The 21,085-nt window shown below is 67.1% G+C and carries 19 protein-coding genes; 4 read left to right on the forward strand and 15 right to left on the reverse strand.

The window, feature by feature from the left end:
- Nucleotides 1-30: 30 nt before the first annotated feature.
- The 4 genes from JCR33_RS03820 (at nt 31) to aat (ending at nt 3,547) form a co-directional block, all read left to right on the forward strand.
- Nucleotides 31-783, forward strand: a complete 753-nt coding sequence (locus JCR33_RS03820) for a DsbA family protein (protein WP_198880693.1) — start codon at nt 31-33, stop codon at nt 781-783.
- 297 nt (nt 784-1,080) lie between these two features.
- Nucleotides 1,081-1,536, forward strand: a complete 456-nt coding sequence (gene accB, locus JCR33_RS03825; protein ID WP_198880694.1) for an acetyl-CoA carboxylase biotin carboxyl carrier protein — start codon at nt 1,081-1,083, stop codon at nt 1,534-1,536.
- Nucleotides 1,536-2,885, forward strand: coding sequence for an acetyl-CoA carboxylase biotin carboxylase subunit (gene accC, locus JCR33_RS03830; protein WP_198880695.1), 1,350 nt, complete (start codon nt 1,536-1,538; stop codon nt 2,883-2,885). Before accB ends, accC begins: the two co-directional genes overlap by 1 nt.
- The gene (aat, locus tag JCR33_RS03835; protein ID WP_198880696.1) at nt 2,882-3,547 is read left to right on the forward strand and encodes a leucyl/phenylalanyl-tRNA--protein transferase; all 666 of its coding nucleotides are present in this window, start codon (nt 2,882-2,884) and stop codon (nt 3,545-3,547) included. The genes accC and aat overlap by 4 nt, the downstream gene beginning before the upstream one ends.
- Here aat and JCR33_RS03840 read toward each other — a convergent pair.
- From JCR33_RS03840 to JCR33_RS03910, 15 genes are all read right to left on the reverse strand, one after another.
- The gene (locus JCR33_RS03840; protein ID WP_198880697.1) at nt 3,534-4,073 is read right to left on the reverse strand and encodes a DUF2155 domain-containing protein; all 540 of its coding nucleotides are present in this window, start codon (nt 4,071-4,073) and stop codon (nt 3,534-3,536) included. The genes aat and JCR33_RS03840 overlap by 14 nt on opposite strands.
- A gap of 217 nt (nt 4,074-4,290) precedes the next feature.
- Nucleotides 4,291-7,083: a valine--tRNA ligase gene (locus JCR33_RS03845; protein WP_198880698.1), complete on the reverse strand. Its 2,793-nt coding sequence runs from the start codon at nt 7,081-7,083 to the stop codon at nt 4,291-4,293.
- Between the two features lie 70 nt (nt 7,084-7,153).
- A complete protein-coding gene (locus JCR33_RS03850; RefSeq protein WP_198880699.1) occupies nt 7,154-7,501 on the reverse strand; it encodes a hypothetical protein in 348 nt (115 codons plus the stop codon).
- A gap of 152 nt (nt 7,502-7,653) precedes the next feature.
- Complete coding sequence (locus JCR33_RS25450; protein ID WP_198880700.1) at nt 7,654-8,973, reverse strand: ATP-binding protein; 1,320 nt, start codon at nt 8,971-8,973, stop codon at nt 7,654-7,656.
- 46 nt (nt 8,974-9,019) lie between these two features.
- Nucleotides 9,020-9,691, reverse strand: coding sequence for a response regulator transcription factor (locus JCR33_RS03860; protein WP_198880701.1), 672 nt, complete (start codon nt 9,689-9,691; stop codon nt 9,020-9,022).
- A 15-nt stretch (nt 9,692-9,706) separates the two neighbouring features.
- Complete coding sequence (locus JCR33_RS03865; protein WP_198880702.1) at nt 9,707-9,913, reverse strand: PepSY domain-containing protein; 207 nt, start codon at nt 9,911-9,913, stop codon at nt 9,707-9,709.
- A gap of 267 nt (nt 9,914-10,180) precedes the next feature.
- Nucleotides 10,181-10,465 (reverse strand): hypothetical protein, encoded by a 285-nt coding sequence (locus JCR33_RS03870; protein WP_211110050.1) that lies wholly within the window; start codon nt 10,463-10,465, stop codon nt 10,181-10,183.
- A complete protein-coding gene (locus tag JCR33_RS03875; protein WP_198880704.1) occupies nt 10,465-11,415 on the reverse strand; it encodes a C40 family peptidase in 951 nt (316 codons plus the stop codon). The genes JCR33_RS03870 and JCR33_RS03875 overlap by 1 nt, the downstream gene beginning before the upstream one ends.
- Before the next feature lie 56 nt (nt 11,416-11,471).
- Complete coding sequence (locus JCR33_RS03880; protein WP_198880705.1) at nt 11,472-14,570, reverse strand: DUF2793 domain-containing protein; 3,099 nt, start codon at nt 14,568-14,570, stop codon at nt 11,472-11,474.
- Entirely contained in the window at nt 14,554-18,444 is a 3,891-nt protein-coding gene (locus JCR33_RS03885; protein WP_198880706.1) for a baseplate multidomain protein megatron, read from the reverse strand. The genes JCR33_RS03880 and JCR33_RS03885 overlap by 17 nt, the downstream gene beginning before the upstream one ends.
- Entirely contained in the window at nt 18,444-18,872 is a 429-nt protein-coding gene (locus tag JCR33_RS03890) for an NlpC/P60 family protein (RefSeq protein ID WP_198880707.1), read from the reverse strand. The genes JCR33_RS03885 and JCR33_RS03890 overlap by 1 nt, the downstream gene beginning before the upstream one ends.
- Nucleotides 18,869-19,720: a DUF2163 domain-containing protein gene (locus JCR33_RS03895; RefSeq protein WP_198880708.1), complete on the reverse strand. Its 852-nt coding sequence runs from the start codon at nt 19,718-19,720 to the stop codon at nt 18,869-18,871. The genes JCR33_RS03890 and JCR33_RS03895 overlap by 4 nt, the downstream gene beginning before the upstream one ends.
- Nucleotides 19,717-20,352 (reverse strand): DUF2460 domain-containing protein, encoded by a 636-nt coding sequence (locus JCR33_RS03900; RefSeq protein ID WP_198880709.1) that lies wholly within the window; start codon nt 20,350-20,352, stop codon nt 19,717-19,719. The genes JCR33_RS03895 and JCR33_RS03900 overlap by 4 nt, the downstream gene beginning before the upstream one ends.
- 3 nt (nt 20,353-20,355) lie before the next feature.
- Nucleotides 20,356-20,931 carry a phage tail tape measure protein gene (locus JCR33_RS03905; protein ID WP_198880710.1) on the reverse strand — a complete coding sequence of 192 codons (576 nt, stop codon included), beginning with the start codon at nt 20,929-20,931 and terminating at the stop codon, nt 20,356-20,358.
- Nucleotides 20,921-21,079 (reverse strand): phage tail assembly chaperone, encoded by a 159-nt coding sequence (locus JCR33_RS03910; protein WP_198880711.1) that lies wholly within the window; start codon nt 21,077-21,079, stop codon nt 20,921-20,923. Before JCR33_RS03910 ends, JCR33_RS03905 begins: the two co-directional genes overlap by 11 nt.
- Nucleotides 21,080-21,085: the final 6 nt, after the last annotated feature.

Consider the following 21,085-nt stretch of genomic DNA (forward strand, 5'->3'; position numbering starts at 1 on the left):
AGAGACCATCTTCACAGCGAAGGGCTCAACATGATCCGCATATTCCTCACCCTCCTGGCAGCGGCGCCGCTTCTCCTTTTCGGCCCGCGCGCCGACGCTGAGGACGCGCCGCTGACGAAGAGCGACGTCGAAGCCATCATGCGCGACTATCTCCTCGCCAATCCGGAGATTTTGGAAGAGGCGTTCACCGCCCTTCAGGCCAAGCGCCAGGCCGAGGCGGAAGCGGCCCGCAAGGGCTCGCTGTCGCAATATCGCGATGCGCTGGAGAACACGCCGGGCGACCCCGTGCTCGGCAATCCCGCCGGTGACGTCACGATGGTGGAGTTCTTCGACTACAACTGCGGCTATTGCCGCCGCGCCCACGAGGATCTCGAGCGGCTGATCGCCGCCGACCCGCAGCTCAAGGTCATCATGAAGGAGTTCCCGGTGCTCGGCCAGGGCTCCATGGAGGCGGCGGCCGTGTCGATCCTCGTCAACGACCTCGTCCCCGAATCCTACCCCGAGTTCCACGAGCGTCTGATCACCGCCGACGGCCAGGCCAACGAGAAGGTGGCCCTCAGCATCGCCACCGACATGGGCCTGCCGGTGGACGAGATCCGCGCCAAGCTGCGCTCCGACAAGGTGCGCGAGACGGTGCAGTCGAGCTACGAGATCGCCCAGGCGCTCGGCCTGTCAGGTACCCCCTCCTACGTGGTCGGCGACACGGTGGAGTTCGGTGCCGTGGGCTACGACACGCTGCGCACGCGCATCAACGAGGCGCGGTGCGGCGAGATGGAGTGCTGATCGGCAGCTCTTTCAGCGCCCGGGCTGCGGCAATCTTGTGTCCGGCGCGAGGCTTCGGCTAGTGGATGAGCCACGCACCGCGCACCATGTGTGCATGCGCAGGGGCGGGTTTCGCCCCCACGCATCCTCCCACGGTGGATCACTGTGGGATCGGCGCGAATCCACTCGGCTTGCCGGCAGAGTTCCCGTATGAGGGAGAATGCCGGCTGCCGGCACATCATCCGGAAGGGCTACCACCCTTCGCATTGACATGAGAGGGCACGGCGCGCCGGTCGGCGACCGGCGGCGTTCATCCACATGGCAGACACCCCAAGCATCGACGAAGCGGCGATCCGCGCCATTGCCGCGCTGCTCCACGAGGCGGACCTCTCCGAGATCGAGATTGTCGAAGGCGACAGGAAGCTGCGCGTGGCGCGGCAGGTTGCGCCCGCTCCCGTCGTGGTGCCGGCGGCACCCGCAGCGGCGCCGGCCGTCGCCCCCGCGGCTGCGGGTGCCGCGGCGGCCCCGCAGGGCAAGCGGGAAGGCATCGTGCTGTCGCCCATGGTCGGCACCGCCTATCGCGCACCGGAGCCCGGCTCCCGGCCCTTCGTGGAAGTGGGCGACAGCGTTCGTGCCGGCCAGGTGGTGATGATCGTGGAAGCGATGAAGACGATGAACCAGATCGTCGCCGAGATCTCCGGCACGGTCAGCGAGATCCTGGTGGAAGACGGTCAGCCCGTGGAGTACGGCGAGCCGCTGTTGGCGATCAGCTGATGTTCCGCAAAGTCCTCATCGCCAATCGCGGTGAGATCGCGCTTCGCGTGCAGCGGGCCTGCAAGGAGCTCGGCATCGCCACCGTCGCGGTCCACTCCACCGCCGATACCGACGCAATGCACGTGCGCCTCGCCGACGAATCGGTGTGCATCGGGCCACCCGCCGCGGCCGAGAGCTATCTCAACATCCCCGCCATCGTCGCCGCCTGCGAGATCACCGGCGCCGACGCCGTTCACCCGGGCTACGGCTTCCTGTCTGAGAACGCCCGCTTCGCCGAGATTCTCGAGGCGCACGGGATCGCCTTCATCGGCCCGACGGCGGAGCAGATCCGCACCATGGGCGACAAGATCGAAGCGAAGCGCACCGCGGCGGCGCTCGGGCTCCCGGTGGTGCCGGGGTCGGCGGGCGAGATCCGCTCCGAGGAGGAGTTGAAGCGCATCGCCGCCGAGGTGGGCTACCCCGTGCTGATCAAGGCGAGCGCCGGCGGCGGCGGTCGCGGTATGACCGTCGCTCAGGGTCCCGACGACGTGGTGCAGGCCGCCGCCCGTGCCCGCGCGGAGGCGAAGGCCGCCTTCGGCAACGACGCGGTGTATCTCGAGCGCTATCTCGCGACGCCCCGCCACATCGAGATCCAAGTGCTCGGCGATGGGCGCGGCGACGCCGTGGCGCTCGGAGAGCGCGACTGCTCGCTCCAGCGGCGCCACCAGAAGGTATGGGAAGAGGCCCGCTCCCCGGCCCTCAACGAGTCCCAGCGCACGGAGATCTACGAGACGGTCGCCAAGGCGATGCGGGAGATGAAATATCGCGGCGCCGGCACCATCGAGTTCCTCTACGAGGATGGCGAGTTCTTCTTCATCGAGATGAACACGCGTCTCCAGGTGGAGCATCCGGTGACCGAGATGATCACCGGGCTCGATCTGGTGCACGCTCAGCTGCGCGTTGCGAGTGGCGGGTCGCTCGGCGTCAAGCAGGAGGACATCCACTTCAACGGCCACGCCATCGAGTGCCGCATCAACGCCGAGCATCCACGCACATTCGTGCCCTCGCCGGGGGTCATCACCCACTATCATCCGCCCGGCGGGCTGGGCGTCCGCGTCGATTCGGCCGTCTATCAGGGCTACCGGATCCCGCCCTACTACGACAGCCTGATCGGCAAGCTGATCGTCCACGGCAACAATCGGGTGGAGTGTCTCATGCGACTGCGTCGAGCGCTCGGCGAGTTCGTGGTGGATGGCGTGGAATCCACTCTCCCGCTCTTTTGTGATCTGATCGACCATCCTGACATCGCGAACGGCGCCTACGATATCCATTGGCTGGAGTCGTACCTGGCAAAGGGAAGTGGTGGATGACGAGCCCCGACAACATCGTGCTTGAGATCACCCCTGAGGTCCTGCTGAAGGCGTACGCGTGCGGGATATTCCCGATGGCGGAGTCGGCCGACGACCCGGGACTCTACTGGATCGAGCCCGAACGTCGCGGCATCCTGCCCCTTGATGATTTCCACGTCCCGAGCCGCCTCGCCCGCCTCGTGCGGCAGGATCGCTTCGAGGTGCGCGTCGACACCGCCTTCTCTGCGGTGCTCGACGGCTGCGCCGCCCCCGCTCCGGGCCGCCAGCGCACGTGGATCAACAGCCGCATTCGCCAGCTCTATACGAGCCTCCACGCCCTCGGTCAGGCCCATTCGGTGGAGGCCTGGCTCGACGGCGAGCTCGTCGGCGGCCTCTACGGCGTGCGTCTCGCGGGTGCCTTCTTCGGCGAATCGATGTTCTCGCGGGTGCGCGATGCTTCCAAGGTCGCCCTCGTCCACCTCGCCGGGCGGCTGCGGCGCGGTGGCTTCACCTTGCTCGACGCCCAGTTCATCACCGATCACCTCGCCCAGTTCGGCGCGGTGGAGATCAGCCGGAACCAGTATCAGCGGCTCCTCGACCAAGCCCTCGAGGTGAACGCCGACTTCGCGCCGGCCACGGCCCTCAGCGGCGTCGACGCGCTCGCCGCCATCAATCCTCGATAAGGTCGGGCGGCACCTCTTCCTCCTCCTGCTGCTGCGCCACGAAGGGGCGGCGGCGAGGCACGGGGAACCATCCGTCGGGGCGATCGATGAGCCCCATCGGGTCCTGCGCGTAGTCGCCCTGCTTGAAGCCCGGCGGCGGAGCGACGTCCGAGGATAGGACGCAGTCCTTCAGCCAGACGTCGTAGACCGGATGCTCGACGGCGTTGAGGCCCGGGCTCGCCGCGAACATCCAGCCGGTGAAGATCCGACGGATCCGCGAATCGAGGGTGATCTCGTCCACCTCGGCGAACACCATCGTGTTCGGCTCCTCGGTGGGAGGCTGGGTGAGGCAGGTCCGCGGCGTCACACGCAGAGCGCCGAACTGCACCGTCTCGTCGATGTAGACGTCGAACGAGATGATGCGCCCCGTCACCTTGTCGAGGCCGGAGAACACGGCGATGGGGTTCTTGATGGGCGCGGCCGCGACGGGTCCCGTCAGAAGGCCGAGTGCGAGGCTCGCGACGCAGAGAGAAAGAGAACGGATCATCACAGATTCAAACGGCGGGCGCGGTCGCGACATCGGCGACGAGCCGCGCACTCCGGTCATGGCTCTCGGCGGAGCACTTCTGTTCGGCGACGAACTTCTGCACAGCCATCATTCCTGTTCGTGGCGGCGGACGGTCGGCGACGCGGCGGGTTGGGAACGCTCCCTCACTGCGCCACCTTCCTCATGCCGCGCCCTGCGCTGCGTGGCAACTTACCGATCAGGCGGCCGGCTCCAACCGGCCGATGGCAGCCTTCAACTTATCGAGACGGGCCTCGGTCTCCGCCCGCTTCTCCCGCTGCTCCTCCACCTTCTCCGCTTCCGCCTTTTCGAGGAATTTGGGGTTGGAGAGGCGGCTATCGATCTTCTCGATATCCTTTTCGAGACGCGCCACCTCCTTGGCGAGGCGGGCACGCTCGGCGGCGAGGTCCACGATCCCCTCCAGCGGCAGACAGACCACCACGTTGCCGACCACCGCCTGCGCCGCATTGGCAGGCGCGACGTCCGACACGCTGATCGCGGAGGCCCGCGCGAGCCGACGGATCGCCGCATCATGCTGAACGAGCCACGCCTCCTCGTCCGCCGAGGCACCGACGACGACGATCTCGGCCTCGACCGAAGCGGGGACGTTGGATTCGGCCCGCACCGAGCGCACTGAGGCGATGAGGTCGACGATGAAGTTGATCTCGCCGGCCGCGTCGTCGTCCTCGAAGCCGGCTTTCGGCCAGCGCGCGTGGACGAGCAGGCTCTCGCGCGTGATGCCGGCCCGCTCGGCGGTACCGGCCCACAGTTCTTCGGTAAGGAAAGGCATGAAGGGATGGAGGAGCTTCAGGATCTCGTCGATGACGAACGCCGTCGTCACCCGCGCCTCCGCCTTCGCAGCGCCGTCGTCGCCCATGAGGACGGGCTTCACGAGCTCAAGATACCAGTCGCAGAAGGTATTCCAGGTGAAGCGGTAGATCGCGGCGGCGGCGTCGTTGAAGCGATAGGCCTCGATCGCGTCGGTGACCTGGCGACCGGTGCGGGTCGCTTCGGTCATGATCCAGCGCGACAGCGTCGCCCGTACGGCGGACGGATCGAAGTTCGGATCGATCCGACACTCGTTCAAGTCGGCAAAGCGGGTGGCGTTCCAGAGCTTCGTCGCGAAATTCCGGTAGCCCTGGACCCGCGCCTTGGCGATCTTGACGTCGCGCCCCTGCGCCGCCATGGCGGCGAGGGTGAAGCGCAGCGCGTCCGCACCGAACTCGTCCATCAGTTCCAGCGGATCGACGACGTTGCCCTTCGACTTCGACATCTTCGCCCCCTTCTCGTCGCGGACGAGGGCGTGGATGTAGACGGTGTGGAAGGGCTCCTGATTGAGGAAGTGCATGCCCATCATCATCATCCGGGCGACCCAGAAGAAGATGATGTCGAAGCCGGTCGAGAGAACGCTGGTCGGGTAATATTTCCGCAGCTCCGGCGTCCGCTCCGGCCAGCCGAGCGTGGAGAAGGGCCAAAGGGCGGAGGAGAACCAGGTGTCGAGCACGTCCTCGTCGCGATAAAGGACGATGGAGCCGTCGTCCTCGCGCTCCCATGCCGCGAGAGCCTCCTCGCGCTCGGCGAACGTCACGCTGGTGCCGTAGTGGACGTCGGCGGTGCGGCGCACGTCGGCTTCGGAGCGTTCCACGAAGATCTTGCCGTCAGGCCCGTACCAGGCGGGAATCTGATGCCCCCACCAGAGCTGCCGCGAAACGCACCAGGGCTGGATGTTCTCCATCCAATCGAAGTAGGTCTTGGCCCAATTCTCCGGCACGAACTTGGTGCGACCGTCGCGCACCGCGTCCATCGCCGGCCCCGCCAGGCGCTTGGCGTTCACATACCACTGATCGGTGAGGAAGGGCTCGATCGGCACGCCGCCGCGGTCTCCGAACGGCACCTGATGAACGTGCGGCTCGATCTTCTCGATGTAGCCGCCCTCTTCCATCTTGGCGACGACCCACTTGCGCGCCGCGAAGCGATCGAGACCTTCGAGCGCCTTGATGAGATCGGCGACCGCGTCCTGGTCGATGCCGGCCAGGAACGCCTCGTTCCCGGCGAGGCGGACGTCGGCCTGCTCGTCAAAGATGTTGATGACCTCGAGCTTGTGCCGCTTGCCCACCTCGAAGTCGTTGAAGTCGTGGGCCGGGGTGATCTTGACCGCGCCCGACCCCTTCTCCGGATCGGAATAGGGATCGGCGACGATCTCGATCTCGCGCCCGAAGAGGGGCAGAACGACCTTCGTGCCGACGACGTCGGCAAACCGCTCGTCTTCCGGGTGAACGGCGACGCCGGTGTCGCCCAGCATCGTCTCCGGCCGCGTGGTCGCCACTACCACAAAGGTGGACGGGTCCTCGGGATCGAACGTCTTGCCCGCGAGCGGATAGCGGAAGTGGACGAGTTCGCCCTTCACCTCCTTCATCTCGACCTCAAGGTCGGAGATGGCGGTGAGAAGCTTGGGGTCCCAGTTGACGAGGCGCTTGTCGCGATAGATCAGCCCCTGCTTGTGGAGCCGCACGAACACGCTGAGCACCGCCTCCGACAGGCCGGCATCCATGGTGAAGCGCTCGCGCGACCAGTCGCACGAGGCCCCGAGCCGGTCGAGCTGTCCCTTGATGGCTCCGCCGGACTGCTCCTTCCACGCCCACACGCGTTCCAGGAATTTCTCGCGCCCCATCTCCCGGCGGGAGGGCTCACCCGCTTCGGCGAGCTGACGCTCGACCACCATCTGTGTCGCGATGCCAGCATGGTCCGTGCCCGGCTGCCACAGCACGTCCTTGCCGCGCATCCGCTCGAAGCGGATCAGAACGTCCTGCAAGGTGTTGTTGAGGGCGTGCCCCATGTGGAGCGAGCCGGTCACGTTGGGAGGCGGGATGACGATCGAATAGGCCTCCGCGTCGCGCTCCGCGCCGGCTCCGGCGCGGAAGGCGTCAGCGTCCTGCCACACTTTGCGAATTCGCGGCTCGATCGCCGCTGCGTCATACGTCTTGTCGAACATCTGTGCTCACCCTGGCGGGTGTGCCTAAGACCGTCCGCACCTGTCCGTCAATGCTCGGGCGTGCCGGACGTCAGCCAACACGCTCCCAAGTGCCGTTTTCGGACAGGCACAAGGTCGCCCTCGCACGCTTCGTCTCACCGTTCTGCTGGGCTTCGTGCACCATGTCCCGGCAGGCGCGCGCGTTCACCATATAGACCGGTCCCGGGATCACACGTCCCGATAGATCCTTGTAGGACCAGGAGAAGGTGACCCCGCTCGAGCGCGCCTGCAGCGCGTCCCGCTCAGCGACCGCGATCGCCGCCTTCGGCCCATCGCCGACACTGTCGAGGAATCCGTCAGGCAGCGAAAAGGCGACCGGTGTCTCCGTCGGCGCATAGCTGATCACCGCCGGCGTCTCGGCAGGAGAGCCGAGCCCCAACGCTCCACATCCCGACAGCATCAAGAGCGCACACGCGACAAGCCTCACGGCCGACCTCTCCCGTTGCCACCATCCATTGGCCTGTAGCCGCTAAGATCGAACAATGCAGCAACACCCTAAACACAGTCTAAATGATGTTGTTCGCTTTGAAGTCACGCCCGCGGGAGCTGCGTCACAACGCGCAGCCCACCCATCGCCGAGCGCGACAACACGAGGGATCCACCATAGAGCTCCACCAACTCGGCAACAATCGAGAGCCCCAGTCCACTCCCAGGCTTCGACTGATCAAGCCGCTTCCCGCGTGACAAAACCGCCACGCAGTCGGCGTCGGAAAGCCCCACGCCGTCGTCGTCAATGGCAATCTGAAAGAGACGGTGGGTTCCCTGCCCGGCCTCGCCTGCCGGAACGGCCCGCACATCGATCACCACTTCGCAAGACGCCCACTTCAGCGCATTGTCCACGAGATTGCCGACGATCTCTTCAAGATCCTGCTGCTCGCCGGCAAAGCGGACCGGTTCGCCGAAGTCGAGATGGATGGTGAGGCCTCGCCGTTCGCCGAGCCGAGCCATCGCCCGATGCAGCCGCTCGAGCGTCGGTGCCACGTCGGTGACGGTGCCGATCACACGGTCCCGCGCCGCCATTTGCGCCCGTTCCAGATAGTAGCGCACCTGCCGCTGCATGGTCTGCGTCTGTTCGCGGACGGAACGGGCGAGAGGCGCCTCGTCGGTGCCCGCGTCGTTCACCAGCACGCTGATCGGCGTCTTGAGCGCATGGGCGAGATTGCCGACATGTTGGCGCGCCCGCTCCAGCGTCGCCTGGTTGGAATCGATCAGCATGTTGAGAGCTTCAGCCACGGGAGCAATCTCGAGCGGCAGCCGTTCGCTCACATGGCGCGCCCGCCCCTCCCGCACGGCCTGCAGCTCGTTTCCAAGCCGTCGCAGCGGTCGCAGGCTGACGCGCCAGAGCATCAGCGTCGTCGTGACCATGATCACCGCGAACAAGCCGAGGAACAGTGCCAGGCGCTGAGTAAACCGCGCAGTGTCCGCCTCGATCTCTGCCGCAGCTCCGCCGACGACGACCAGAAACCACCGCCCGTCCCCGAACGCGACGCGGCGCCCGACGATTCGCAGCGGCTCCCCGGTCGGCCCCTCCACATAACTCTGCAGCAGCGATCCGGGTGAAGCCGTTCGCAGTGTTTCGGGTATGGGAAAGGCATCGCCTGCAAGGGACTCGGAGGTCTGCAGCACGTCGCTGCTGTCCGCATCCACCACCATCCAATACCAGCCGGACAGCGGGAGGACGAAGCGCGGCTCGTCGAGATCGGGTGGCGTCGATGCCAATCCATCACCGATCATGTCGGCAAGCTGTCCGATCAGCATCGACAAATAGACGTTGAGCGTATCGTCGAAGCGCTTCTCGACGCTCTCGCGAAAGGCGGAACCCAGGATGAGACCCGCCGCGACGAGCGCCACCGCGCTCCACCCGAGCGAGGTCAGAAGCAGCCGGGCGGAGAGTGATCTAAGCCGCATTCTCGGGCGGCGCCACGCGGTAGCCGAGCCCACGCACGGTCTCGATGACGTCCACCTTCAGCTTCTTGCGCAGACGTCCGATGAACACCTCGATCGTGTTGGAGTCCCGATCGAAGTCCTGGTCGTAGAGGTGTTCCGTCAGCTCCGTTCGCGACACGATCCGCCCCTGATGCAGCATCAGATAGGCGAGCACCCGGTATTCGTGCGAGGTGAGCTTCACCATGGTGCCGTCGACCGTCACCTTGCTCGCCTTCGCATCGAGATGCACCGGGCCGCAATGGTAGTCATTGGTGGCATTGCCGGCGGCGCGGCGGATCAGCGCCCGCACCCGCGCCAACACTTCCTCCATGTGGAAAGGCTTCGACACGTAGTCGTCGGCGCCCGCATCGATGCCGGCCACCTTGTCACTCCACCGGTCCCGAGCAGTGAGCACCAGCACCGGCATCATCCGATCGCTCTTGCGCCAACGCTCCAGCACGCTGATCCCATCGACCTCGGGCAGCCCGAGGTCGAGGATCACGGCGTCGTACGGCTCGGTGTCGCCGAGAAAGTGCCCTTCCTCCCCGTTGAACGCTGAATCGACCACATACCCGGCCGTCTTCAAAGCGTCGGTCAACTGTCGGTTCAGATCGCGATCGTCCTCAACAACAAGCAGCCGCATCTGACTCCACCCTACTCAACGCAGTAACTGTCCGGTCCGCGCGTCCACGATGTGCCCGACGACACGGCCGTCACGCCCCAGGATCGTGACCTGCCAGACGAGACCACCGGTCCCGTGGCACAGATTGAGCCGCAGCACCTTCCCGCCCAGCCGGCGGCCGAGCTGCCCCGGACGCATCACCCTGCCCGATTCCACCGCATCGCGCCGCTCTTGCCGGGACAAGCACTGTCCTTGGCCCACCACCGACGGCATGTCGGCGACAGTGCCCAGCAAGACCAAGCCAACGAGAGCAGCCCACGGCGCGACACGCATGAGCCAGCGTTACGGGCGACTCAGTGAATCAGGCATGAATGAGCGACCGATCACCGCACCCGTTCCCCTCCATCACACAACGCCCGATAGGCAGCATTATGGCCGCGTACCTGACGCGCGGTCTCCATCGTGTCCTCCACCGACCAGTTGATCGGCGCGAATACCCGGCAGGAAGCGTCAGTCCCGCCGGTAACCGTCGTCTGGCAGCCGCCCATCGCCAGTGCCCCCGCCACCGGCCACAGCATCGTGCCGCGCCGCCAACGCCCGATCAATCCGACCATTCTCGGCCTCCATTCGCTTCAACTCGTGCTCGGCAAGCGCCTTCGCGATGCGTGCCTCGGTCGCGGCACCTTCGCGCCAGCGGCCGACTTCATAGGCGGGCAGTGTGGCAACGAGAGCGCCGCCGATCGCCGCCACGGTGCCGCGCCATCCCAGCAGGGACAGGAGTGAGAGCGGGTTCATCACAGCACTTCCTCCCCCTCCGGCCCTTCGGCGCGGCGGATGGCGAAGCGCCATAGAAAAACGCCGGCGCAGGCCGCGATCACCGCAACCACCAGCACGAGGCCGAACGCGGTTCCGTCGTTCAGCGACCTCACCTGTTTGGCGATATCCACCCCGGCGGAAACGGTTGCCCCGATGGTCACCGCAGCACCGGCGCCAGCGATCGGAGCGGCCGCCTTGGTCGCGACCTCGCGGCGGGAATCGCGATCGCGTCGCGCCGTCACCGCGGTCTGCAGAGCGGCGAGCATTGCAGCGTCCGCCACACCATCGGCGGCGAGGCCGCGGCGCGCCTCGAACCGCATCACCGCATCGCGCGTGCGTCCGCCGAACTCCCCATCGACCGACAGCCCATAGTTCAGCGTGTTGAGATCACGCTGAAGCGTCGCGACGTCCTCGCCCCGCGCCCCCAGCGCCAAGACGCGCTCGCCGAGCTCGGCGGCCTGAGCCTCGGGCGCTCCCGCCACAGGCGGCGGCGCACCCGGCGGCCAGCGCAACCCGCCCGGCAGGATCGAGGCGATCCGAAACACCGACCGCCGGACCTCGTTCGACACGTTACCGTTGATGACGGTGACCGTCCCGTCCCCATTCACCTGCTCCACCACACCCACGTGGCCGTAGAGCGGGTTGGAGCCGCGCGGAAACACCACGATCGCCCCCGGCACCGGCCGCGTCAGCTTGGTCCCATACCGGGTGAACGAACGCGCCAACGCCGAACGCGTCGACGGATAGCCGCAGTTCACCAGCGCGCCGTTCACGGCAACGGCGCACCAGGCGTCCTCGTCGTTGTTCCACCAGTCGATGCCGGCCTGCTTCCCCCACTCCACGATGAGCGGATGGTGCTGCGGGCCGGGGATCTCGCGAACACCGATGTGATGGATCAAATAGTCGAGCCAAGGCACGCGCTCTGTCATGGCGCACTCCTGTCAACAGTCGGATTTCAAAGGAAAACTCAGCTCAGGCGAAGGTCTCAGCCCTTCGCTTCGAGCGCCTCGAGGCGAACGCAGATCTCCTGGATCGCCCGCACGATCGGCGCCACGAGCTCGCTGTAGCCGATCGACTTCACATCGTCGCCACCGGCGATCGCATGGTCTTGATAGCCGCCGAAGTCGACGCCCTGCTGCTCGATCACGGCAGCGACGTCCTGCGCCAGGAAGCCGTGATGAAAGCGCTCGCGCACCATCGACCCGGCCTCCGGTGCCACCCACTCCACGTCCGGATCGAGACCGGCAGGCCGGCGGTAGTCCTCGCGATAGTCCCAGCGGAAATCCACCGGACGCAGGGCGCACACGAAGTCGAGCCCGAGACGGGTCTCGCGGACATCGGTCTTATCGCGCGCATCCGAGCGGTTCTGCACCGCCCCATAGGCGTAGGTCGTTGTCGACGAATTGCCGAGCTGAACCTGGTTCGACCCCGTGACGGTCGCTCCATCACCCAACGCCGACGCATTCGATATGGTGCTGCCGACACCGGTGAAGGCGTTCCGCCCGACGCCGGTATTGCCCGTCCCCGCCGTCAGCACCGACCCGGCATTGTACCCGACGAACGTATTGCCGCTGTCGGAGACGAGCTGCGATCCCGCATTGGATCCCAGCGCCGTGTTGGTGCTGCCCGAGGTCAAAGCCGTGAGGCTCTGTCGCCCCACCGCGGTATTGTGGTTGCCCGAGGTCGTCGCATCGAGGGTGAGCGCGCCGAGCGCGACCGAGTTGACATCGTTGGCAAGCCCGGCGTTGAACGCCAACCCGTTGCTGAACCGGAGCTCTCGCCCGCCGAGCGAGGCCGTTCCGTCGGCACCCGTCGCCTGAAGGGCTTTGCCTGTCGCCAGCGACGAAACGCGCACGTTGCCCGATGCCGTGTCGATCACCATCGTCGGGTTCGTGCCGGCCCCCTCCAGACGGATCTCACCGCCCTCGGTGGTATCGTTGACGGCCCCGAAGGTTACCACGCTGTCGATCACGACCTTGCTGCCGTCGTGATTGGGGCCATAGATCCCATTGCCGCGCGTCGAGGGAAAGCTGAATCCCCAACCGTTGGAATCGTTGGCAACGATCGTGTGGTTGCCATCCGTTGCCACGGCGATGAAGTCGCCCGTTCCCGTCGTCGGCCCGTTGCAGCTGTTGCCGATGGCGGACAGGTCGCCGCCCACCTGACGGATGCAAGCCCCCGTGCGCACCGCGGTGGAGTTCACTCCGAAGCGCACCGACGAGACCGAAAGCTGCCCAGTCGTGACACGGAAGCCGTCAGCCAGTGTGCTCGGCCCGAATTCGCACTTGCCGTTCTGTATCTGACAGTTCGCCCCGGTGCCGTTAACGTGCACCATCGGAACGTTCGACACCTCGTTGCACCGGAAGCTGAAATCGGACAGCTCCAGATTGCCGCCCGTCTGCACGATGAAGCTGTCGTTGGCGTCGGCCGAAGTCGCGTAGAGGCTCGTCACCGCCACGTCGCCATGGGACATCTCGATGCGCGAATAGGAGCCGTCGAGCGCCAATCCATTGATCATTCCGAACGGGCGATGCCCGTCGGCGCCTTCTTCCAGAATGATGCGGCACTGGAACGGGGTGCAGTTCGAGAGTTTTAGATCGTCCACCCGGCCGAAGCGGAAGCCGATCGTCTCGCTGTCCTGGTAGATGTCGTAGAGCGTCGCGTTCGCTGCGAAGTTATAGGGCCACACGCGGCAGTTGCGCAGCTCCACCGTATCGAGCGCGCCGTCGAACCGGAAGCCCACGTTGAACGAGCCCGACTCCACGTCCTCGAACAGCGCCCCGCCGGTGTTGCCGGTTGCGTCGACCCCCTCCCAAGCCTCGATGAAGCGCAGCCGCGACAGACGCACCCGCGTCCGACCCACCATGTAGACGGCCGGAGGATAGGCGACGAGCGTCGCTCGCGAAGAGGCCGTCGACTGATCGAACTCGATCTCGAAGTCCTCGAGGAACACGAACGGGTGGTCGATCCGAAACACCCCGAGCGCCGACATGTTGAACGACGGCGACACCTTGAACTTGGTCCGCCCTCGCCCATCGCCGACGATGCGTTGCGCCGTCGCTCCCGTCGCGAGCGCGTCCGAGATGAGATACGTGCCCCGCTCGGCATGGATCGAACGCCCGGAGCCGAGAGCGAGATTGATGGCAGCGGTGTCGTCCGTCGTCCCGTCCATCTTCGCGCCGGCCTGCCGCAGCGTGATGACGTTGCCCGACAGCGCCCAATAGCCACCGTTGCCATCGGCAAAGCCGAGGCCGTCGGAGGGAAGGCTTCCCACCCGCTCGTAGCGCCCGCCGCCGCCATCGTTCTCGGCCGCGAAGCCCCGCGTTTCGACCACCTCCACGTCGGAGGGAATGGCCGTGCTCGCGCCGTCGGCCCGGCTCGGTAGCTGGAAGGCGAAGCTCACCGCTCCCGCCACGGACGGAACCTTGGCGAAGTCGAGCCGGGCCGTCGACGCATCCACCGAGAACGCCTCGGCAAAGCTCGACCCATCCGCCGACACCTTCAGCGAGAAGTCGTCCGACCCGATCAGCCCGAACTCCGCACGCCCCGAATAGTCGGTCTGGAATACGTGGGATGCGACGTCCCCGCTCGTCGACTTCGAAGCTTTGATCCGAACATCACCCGTCGGCACCGGTTGCGACAGATCGGGGGCGAACAACGCCGCCTCCGCATTCACCACCAGGCGGTTCGTCGTATCGGCGGTGCCGTTGATGCCGAGCTTCGCGGTTGCCTCTGCTCCAGCCGCACCGGTGAGGATCTCCCACGCCGCGCCGGTGAAGTAGACGAGCGCATCCTCGGCCCGCACGAACGCGAGCCACCCTTCGACCGGCGCGAAGAACACCCACGCCCCGTCGACGTAGGCGGCGAGTTCGAAATCGTGGCCGGCCCACGCTCCCGTCGCACCCGACGCCACCAGATGACGATCCCCCTCCGACGGTGAGGCGGGCGGCGTCGTCAGCGTGCGGTCGGCGACGGACAGCTGCACGACGGCATCGATGCGCCGAAACGCATCGTTCACCGTCACATGCTTTTGCGCCTGCGCCGCCTCCACATAAGGCAATTCCAGATTAAGGCTGTTTGACATCGACCGTCACCTCATAGGGAACGCCAGCACCGAAGCCCGGCGCAATCTGCGCCACCCGGAACGAGATCGGGTCCGGCGCAGCGCCAAAGTCGGCCGTCTGATCGGCCAGCGAATAGGTGTAGGAGGGGCTCATCGTCTCCACGGTCCGCACCACCGTGCCACCGTTGAGGATCTCCAGCTGATAGAGTTCGGCGCTCTCCCCGAGCGGCACGTCCGTACCGCCCGCGGGCCAGGCATCGCCACCCTTGCGGGTCCGTCGGATCCACGCGATCCGCAACGACCCGTCGCCGGGCTCGAGCCGCGCTTCGCCATGGACCGGAGAAAAGGGGGTGAGCCCCCGCCCCGTCGGCGTGAACTCGAAGGTGGACACATTGCCCCCGCCCACCCCTTCGGCGAGCGGGCCCACCCGATAAGTCCGCAGAAGGCCCACTTCGTCCGTCGGCGTCGGCAGCGTCGCCAAGCTGCCGTCGAGGACGGCGATCGGCGCACCCACCGCAAGGCCTTCGGCATTGGCATCCTCGGTCCCGAGCTGCCCACGCAAGAGCTTCGTCAGCCGATAGGTCCGCTCGCCGATCAGCTCCGCCGTCGCGAACTGCAGGATCTCCCAAAGGCCCGACGCCGCCCGAGCGGCAATGGCGTTCTTGCCGCCCAGAACGTCGATCTCCGCCGCCGACGAGACCGTCGCCGCGTAGATGCGCACATCGACATGGCCGGCATTGTCCCATCGGCTCGTCGGCCCCGGCGGCGCCGCAGCAACCACCTCGCCGAGCGAAGCCGCCCGCGTCACCGTCCGCACGAGCTGGAACGCCCCGCCGGGCACCGCCCGCCAGACCCCCATTTCGCCGGGCCACGGGCGGGCATAGACCCCGAGCCAGGGCAAATGCTCGGCGACGCTATCGTCGACGATCGGCAAGTTAAGACCCACGGCGATCGGCGCGGCATAGGTCGGCGAGATGACTGGCGGTGACGGCGACCCCGGTGTCGGCGTCGGCACGATCGCCGTACGATCGATCGTCCGTGCCGTCACCTCGCGATGGCCGAAGTCTTCGATCTCCTCCACCAGGAGATCACGCACGCGGCCATCGAGCATCAGCGAGACGACGTCGCCCGGCACGATCGCAAGCCGCGACAGCGGCAGCGCGAAGCGCACAGTCGTCCGCCCTGTCCAACGCACGGCGAGCGCAATCTCGGCCAACTCGGTGGCGAGCCCGTCATTGAGGCTCGCCGGCACGGCGATCTCCTCGATCTGCCGAGCCGACCCCTCCTGCGGCCGATAGCGCGCGCTCGCGACCTGGTACTCCCGCCCGCTGTCGAAATAGCGCAGCCGCTGCTCGACCGGCAGCTCCGCCGCCTCGAGCCGCGTCTCACTGACGAGCGGCCGCCGTTCGGTGACCTCGACGAGCCCGTCGTCGTCGACCGTCGCCGAGCTCTCCTGCGAGAGGCCGACGAAGCGAATGAGCGTCCCGGTGTCCGCGCCGACGATCGACGTTGTCGCCAACAGCGGCTCCAGCACCGATCTGAGGTTCTTCGGCCCCGCCACGACGTAGCCGTCGAGCACCACCGGCGCTGCCGTGACCGCTGGCGCCTCGAGGCCCCAGTCGGCGAACAGCGCCGCTACGAGCTCCTCGAACGGCACCGTCCCCAGCCGCCCGGTCAGCCAGTGGCCGCGCTCCCAATTCTCACCGTCGGACCAGACGTCGGAGCGGTGCGGAAAGGCGGGCCACGGCCGCGCGTCCCAGGTCCACACGTGAACCGTCCGCGGATCCACCATCCGCCCCGAATAAACGCCGGATTGCGGATTGATCGCCTCGATGTCGGTCGACTTCTCCGGGTCGAACGCCCCGAGCATCGCGCCGAGATAGGCGCGCTGCATCGCGTCGTCCCGCCGCCCGTTGGAGAAATAGGGCAGCGTCGATTCGGCGCTCTTCGGGTCGTAGAAGACGTTCGGCTGGTTCGCCCCCCGGTCCACCGCGGGACAGCCCACCTCAGTGAACCAGACGGGCTTCAGCCCCGGCAGCCAAGCCGTCGGCGTCCCCATTTCCACCCCGGCGACGCGATCGTAGTGGAGGTTGCTCCACCACGCCGCGAGGTCCTTGTAGCGAAACACCCAGTCCTTGCCGTATGCGCCGTCGGCGATGGGCGTGCGCACCTGCGCCAACCGATCGGCAGCGCTCGCATAGTACCAGTCGAAGCCTTCGCCGCCGCGCACGTTGGCGCTCAGATAGGCCCCGTCGTGCGGCCCGCTCGCAAGGCTCTGATCGAGGTGCGTCCCATCCCGCCAGTCGGCGAGCGGCCAGTAGTTGTCGATCCCGATGAAGTCGACGTTGGCGTTCGCCCACAGCGGATCGAGATGGAACGACACGTCGCCGCTGCCCGGCTGATGCCCAAAATATTCGGACCAGTCCGCCGCATAGGAGATCTTGGTGTCGGCCCCGACCACGGCGCGCACGTCGTCGACGAGCGCCGACAGCGCATCGACGAACGGATAGCTGCTCGCACCGCGCACCGTCGTGAGCCCACGAAGCTCCGAGCCGACCAGAAACGCATCGACACCGCCGGCCGCATCCACGAGGTGCGCATAGTGGAGCACCATGCGCCGCAACGACCACTCTGCCGCCCCCGAATAGGTCACGACCGCGCCAGAGGCCGAAAAATCCCCCGGCACCGCACTCCCCACGAAGGCGTTAATCATCGAATCCGCGGTCGATGTCCCATCCGGCGACCCCGCCTCTCCGGGAGCCGGCGACACGGTGATCCTGCCCCGCCACGGAAACGCCGCCTGCTCCTCACCCCCATAGGGATCGGGAAGCTCGTTCCCCGCGGGAACGTCCATCAGCAGGAAGGGGTAGAACACCACCTTCAACCCGCGCTGACGGATCGCCTTCACCGCCTCGAACACGGCGTTGTCGGAGGGTGTGCCGCCGTAGTTCGGATCGCCACCGGTGTCGGTCACGAGCTTGGCCGTCGCCCGGGTTTGCCCCGCGACACCCCAGGCAATGCTCGTCTCCCGCTCCCGGCTCTCGACCGCCGGCTCCAGGGAGCACGATCCGGCACGCAAGTCGTCGCCGAACCAGGCAACGACCAGCGCGACCCTCTCCAAATTCGGGCACAGCGCCTGCAGCTCGTCGAGCGAGGCCTCGATGTCGGACGCCCCCGTCAGGTGACGGTTGTCCGCCACCGCTTCGCCGGGCCCGAGAGTCCGCTTCACGGTGTCGGGATGATAGCCGAACTCCGTCGCACCCGGAATGAGCGTCACCGCCCGCACCTGCTCTTCAAGCGCGCCGACGGGCCGGATCACCTCGAAGGTCAGCTGCGGCAGCCGGTTGCCGTAGGGACCGATCGGTAGATTCTCGAACACCACGTACGCGAGGTGCCGATAGGCGGGCGCGTCTCCTTCGATCCCCTCGATGAGGGGATCGGCCGCCTGATCGGCTTCGCCTGTATGGATCCGGTGAGCCATCTGATCGAGATCGAGGGGCTCCCCATCGGCCCACACCCGACCGATCCGTGCAATCGTCCCCTCGCAGAGGCCGACGGCGAAACTCGCGGTGTAGGAATATTCCGTCACCGTCGACCCGCCGCCCTTGCCGCCGGTCGACGTGGTGGTGCCGTGCTCGGTGAAATCCGTCGCCCAGATCACTGTTCCCGCGAGCCGCATCCGCCCGTAGACACGGGAGATCGGATCCCCTTCGGCAGCCGTCTGCACGCTGACGTCGTCGATCCGCCCCACCGACCGGTGCGTCGTCTCGCCGAACAGACGCTGATCGATGATGTTGCCCGCGAGCGCGCCCGCGGCGCGCCCCACGATCGCTCCGACAGGCCCCAGAAGCCCGCCGACGGCCTGCCCGGCCGCCTGCAGTACAAGCGTCGCCATCAGTCCGTCACCCCCGGAAAGTCGAACATCCCGGCGAGCCGGCGCCGCCAAACGGGGCCCAAGACCCCCTCGACGGCGCGCCCCGCCGCGTCATAGGCATGCACGAAGGTCCCCTCGCCGGTCGCAATGCCGAGGTGCTTGGCCGGCACGCCCCGCTTCCAGCGGAACAGCAGGACCGTGCCCGGCAGCACCTCGTCGGCAGCCAAAAAGTGCCGCTGCGCCGCGGCGAGTAGCGTCTCCTCGCCCCGCGCCTCGGCCCAGTCGGGGGAATAGGCGGGCGCGATCTCCGGCTCCGTCCCCACGACCTCACGCCAGACGCCACGCACCAGCCCAAGACAGTCGCACCCCACCTGACGGCGCGAGGCCTGGTGATGATAGGGCGTGCCGACCCAGCCCAAGGCCGCCACCACGATCTCCCCGCGCCTCACGAGGAGGACCTTGCATAAGAGAACGCCCGATCATTCCCCGGAAGATGCGGAAACCCTTGGAAGTTCAGATGATTGGAGAACTTCTTCCGGCACGTCGCGAAGCGCTTGTCGCACCCGGGCGTCACGAGCAGCATGTCGCCCGCCTCGAGGCCGACGATCGCCGAGCGCAAGGTCAGCACCACCTGATCGTCGATCACGGCATGGCTCGTCACGAGCTCGCGCCGTCCGGTTTCGTCGCCGCTCGTCACCTCCAAGACACCCTGCGAGGCCCAGCCCGCCGCCTTGAAGTCGATCCCGTTGACGATCACCAACGCCCCGTCGACGCTCGCGACCGACGCGATCCTAGAGAGCGCCGACAAATCCACCGTGCACCGGGCATCGCCGAGATCAGCATCGCAGGTCGCGGTGTAGACCCGCCCGCGGATCGTCTCGAGCTGACGCATCGGCCCGCGCACTTCGGCACGAAAGGCCCCGTCCTCTCGCACCACTTCGCCAAGCGTTCCCTGGCGCAACAGCACCCGCTCTTCGGGATCCTGCCAGTTCACCAGCCACATCATCACGCTGGCGAAGTCGTACCGCCCGCTCTGCAGATCCACCGCATCGAGCCCTGCCGAGGTCAATGCCCCGGCAATCTCGAGGCCACCGACGGAGAGGTCGGCTCGCGTCACGTCTCCCGTCGCCTCGAACCCTGAGAGCGGCGAGAAGGTCAGCCCGTCGAAGGTCACCGCAAGGTCGTGATCGGTGAAGCCCTGCACCACGCCGTCGGTCCGCGCGATCCGCCAGCAGCGGCACGTCGTCGTCAGGCCGGACTCGAGATGCTCGCGTAGAGGCGCCCCCAGCACCCTCATGGCGTGATCTCCACCACCGGAATGGAGGGGATCGAACCGGCCTCGAAGCGCGAGAGATTGACCTCGAGAAAGTCCGTGTCGAAGCGCACCGGCACGTCGAACAGGAAGCCTGCCGTCACCGCCTCGCCGAAACCCGGCGTCGCGAAGCCGAAGAAGCTGATCACCCCGTCGACGAAGGAAAAGTCCGCGCCCTCCACCCGCGCGACGCCGCCCACCTCCACGAGAAGGCTGCCGTCGACCGGCAGCAGGATCGGTCGATCGTAGGGCAGGAAGTCGTCGCCATAACGCTTCACCAGGGCGAAGTCGGTGGTGGAGCCGTCGCCCACCCCCAGGAGCTGATCGTCGGCCGCAGGCGTCTCGCTCGGCGCACAGCTCTTGTTGTCGAGCGGATCGCGATAGCGAAACCCGTAGAGCCGGCCGCGCCGCTCCTCGAAAAACGCCACCACCGTCTGCAGGTCGTCGCGGTTGCGCACGCCGGTGCCGGCGTCGTAGCGGCGTCGGCTCATCGCCCAGCGCTGGTTGCGCTCCTCACGCCCCGATCCCAGCGTCACAATCTCCGTACGTCGCTGCGGCCCACCCGTCGCGCCGAACGACACGGCGAGCGGAAACCTCACATCATGAAATCCGGCCATCGTTCAGAGCCCCCGTCGGCCGCGCGCCACGGCGCGCGCCAGCATCGCCGTCACCTGCGCCTCCGACCGTTGGAAGGACGCGGCATCCGGCGTCGTGATGTTGACGTTGATCACCGGCGCCCCGCGCTCGCCCTCGAGGGCGACGCCGAGCCGCCCGTCCGGTCCGCGCGCGAGCGGCAACACCGCCTCGCGTCCCGCCTCACCCATCAGCCCGACGCGCCCGCCCCCCATCGGAAAGGCCGTGGGCGAGCCGATCACACCACCCTCGGCAAAGGGCACCACGTCGGTCGCCGCCGACACCGCGCCCCCTGCAAGAGCCTGCGCCAGCCCGCCGAACAGCCCGCTCGCCCCGCCGCCGACGAGGTTCGTCAAAGGCCGCAGCCCCGCGACCAGCGCACCGTTCGAAATCGATAGGGCCGCCCGCTTCAGAACCCGCTCGAGGCTGTGCCCCTCCACCACGGCATGGCGCATCCCGGTGCGCAGAACGCGCGAGAAGGTGGAGGCCGAGACGGTCAGAGTGTCGGCGATCTCTTCGGCCGCCCACACTTCCTCGGATAGCTTGTCGTCGTCATCGGCCATCGGGAAACTGCTCCATCAGCCGCGCGAGATCGCCGCGCCGCGTCACCTCTGACGCGCCACCACGACCCAGAACGGCCTCGATTTCAGGAAGGGTGAGCGCCCAGAAGTCGGCCGGCGCCATGCGCCGCTCGCCGAGAAAGAACGCCATCAGATC

This window comes from Acuticoccus mangrovi (assembly GCF_016411865.1).
In the GTDB taxonomy this organism is placed as follows: domain Bacteria; phylum Pseudomonadota; class Alphaproteobacteria; order Rhizobiales; family Amorphaceae; genus Acuticoccus; species Acuticoccus mangrovi.

Excerpts from the sequence above, each read along its gene's own strand:
- JCR33_RS03885 (WP_198880706.1), bottom strand. The coding sequence starts at position 18,444 with ATGGCGACGCTTGTACTGCAGGCGGCCGGGCAGGCCGTCGGCGGGCTT.
- JCR33_RS03875 (WP_198880704.1), bottom strand. The coding sequence starts at position 11,415 with ATGACAGAGCGCGTGCCTTGGCTCGACTATTTGATCCATCACATCGGT.
- JCR33_RS03900 (WP_198880709.1), bottom strand. The coding sequence starts at position 20,352 with ATGGCCGGATTTCATGATGTGAGGTTTCCGCTCGCCGTGTCGTTCGGC.
- JCR33_RS03905 (WP_198880710.1), bottom strand. The coding sequence starts at position 20,931 with ATGGCCGATGACGACGACAAGCTATCCGAGGAAGTGTGGGCGGCCGAA.
- JCR33_RS03860 (WP_198880701.1), bottom strand. The coding sequence starts at position 9,691 with ATGCGGCTGCTTGTTGTTGAGGACGATCGCGATCTGAACCGACAGTTG.
- aat (WP_198880696.1), top strand. The coding sequence starts at position 2,882 with ATGACGAGCCCCGACAACATCGTGCTTGAGATCACCCCTGAGGTCCTG.
- accC (WP_198880695.1), top strand. The coding sequence starts at position 1,536 with ATGTTCCGCAAAGTCCTCATCGCCAATCGCGGTGAGATCGCGCTTCGC.
- JCR33_RS03840 (WP_198880697.1), bottom strand. The coding sequence starts at position 4,073 with ATGATCCGTTCTCTTTCTCTCTGCGTCGCGAGCCTCGCACTCGGCCTT.
- JCR33_RS03845 (WP_198880698.1), bottom strand. The coding sequence starts at position 7,083 with ATGTTCGACAAGACGTATGACGCAGCGGCGATCGAGCCGCGAATTCGC.
- JCR33_RS03870 (WP_211110050.1), bottom strand. The coding sequence starts at position 10,465 with ATGAACCCGCTCTCACTCCTGTCCCTGCTGGGATGGCGCGGCACCGTG.
- JCR33_RS03910 (WP_198880711.1), bottom strand. The coding sequence starts at position 21,079 with ATGGCGTTCTTTCTCGGCGAGCGGCGCATGGCGCCGGCCGACTTCTGG.
- JCR33_RS03820 (WP_198880693.1), top strand. The coding sequence starts at position 31 with ATGATCCGCATATTCCTCACCCTCCTGGCAGCGGCGCCGCTTCTCCTT.
- JCR33_RS03880 (WP_198880705.1), bottom strand. The coding sequence starts at position 14,570 with ATGTCAAACAGCCTTAATCTGGAATTGCCTTATGTGGAGGCGGCGCAG.
- JCR33_RS03895 (WP_198880708.1), bottom strand. The coding sequence starts at position 19,720 with ATGAGGGTGCTGGGGGCGCCTCTACGCGAGCATCTCGAGTCCGGCCTG.
- accB (WP_198880694.1), top strand. The coding sequence starts at position 1,081 with ATGGCAGACACCCCAAGCATCGACGAAGCGGCGATCCGCGCCATTGCC.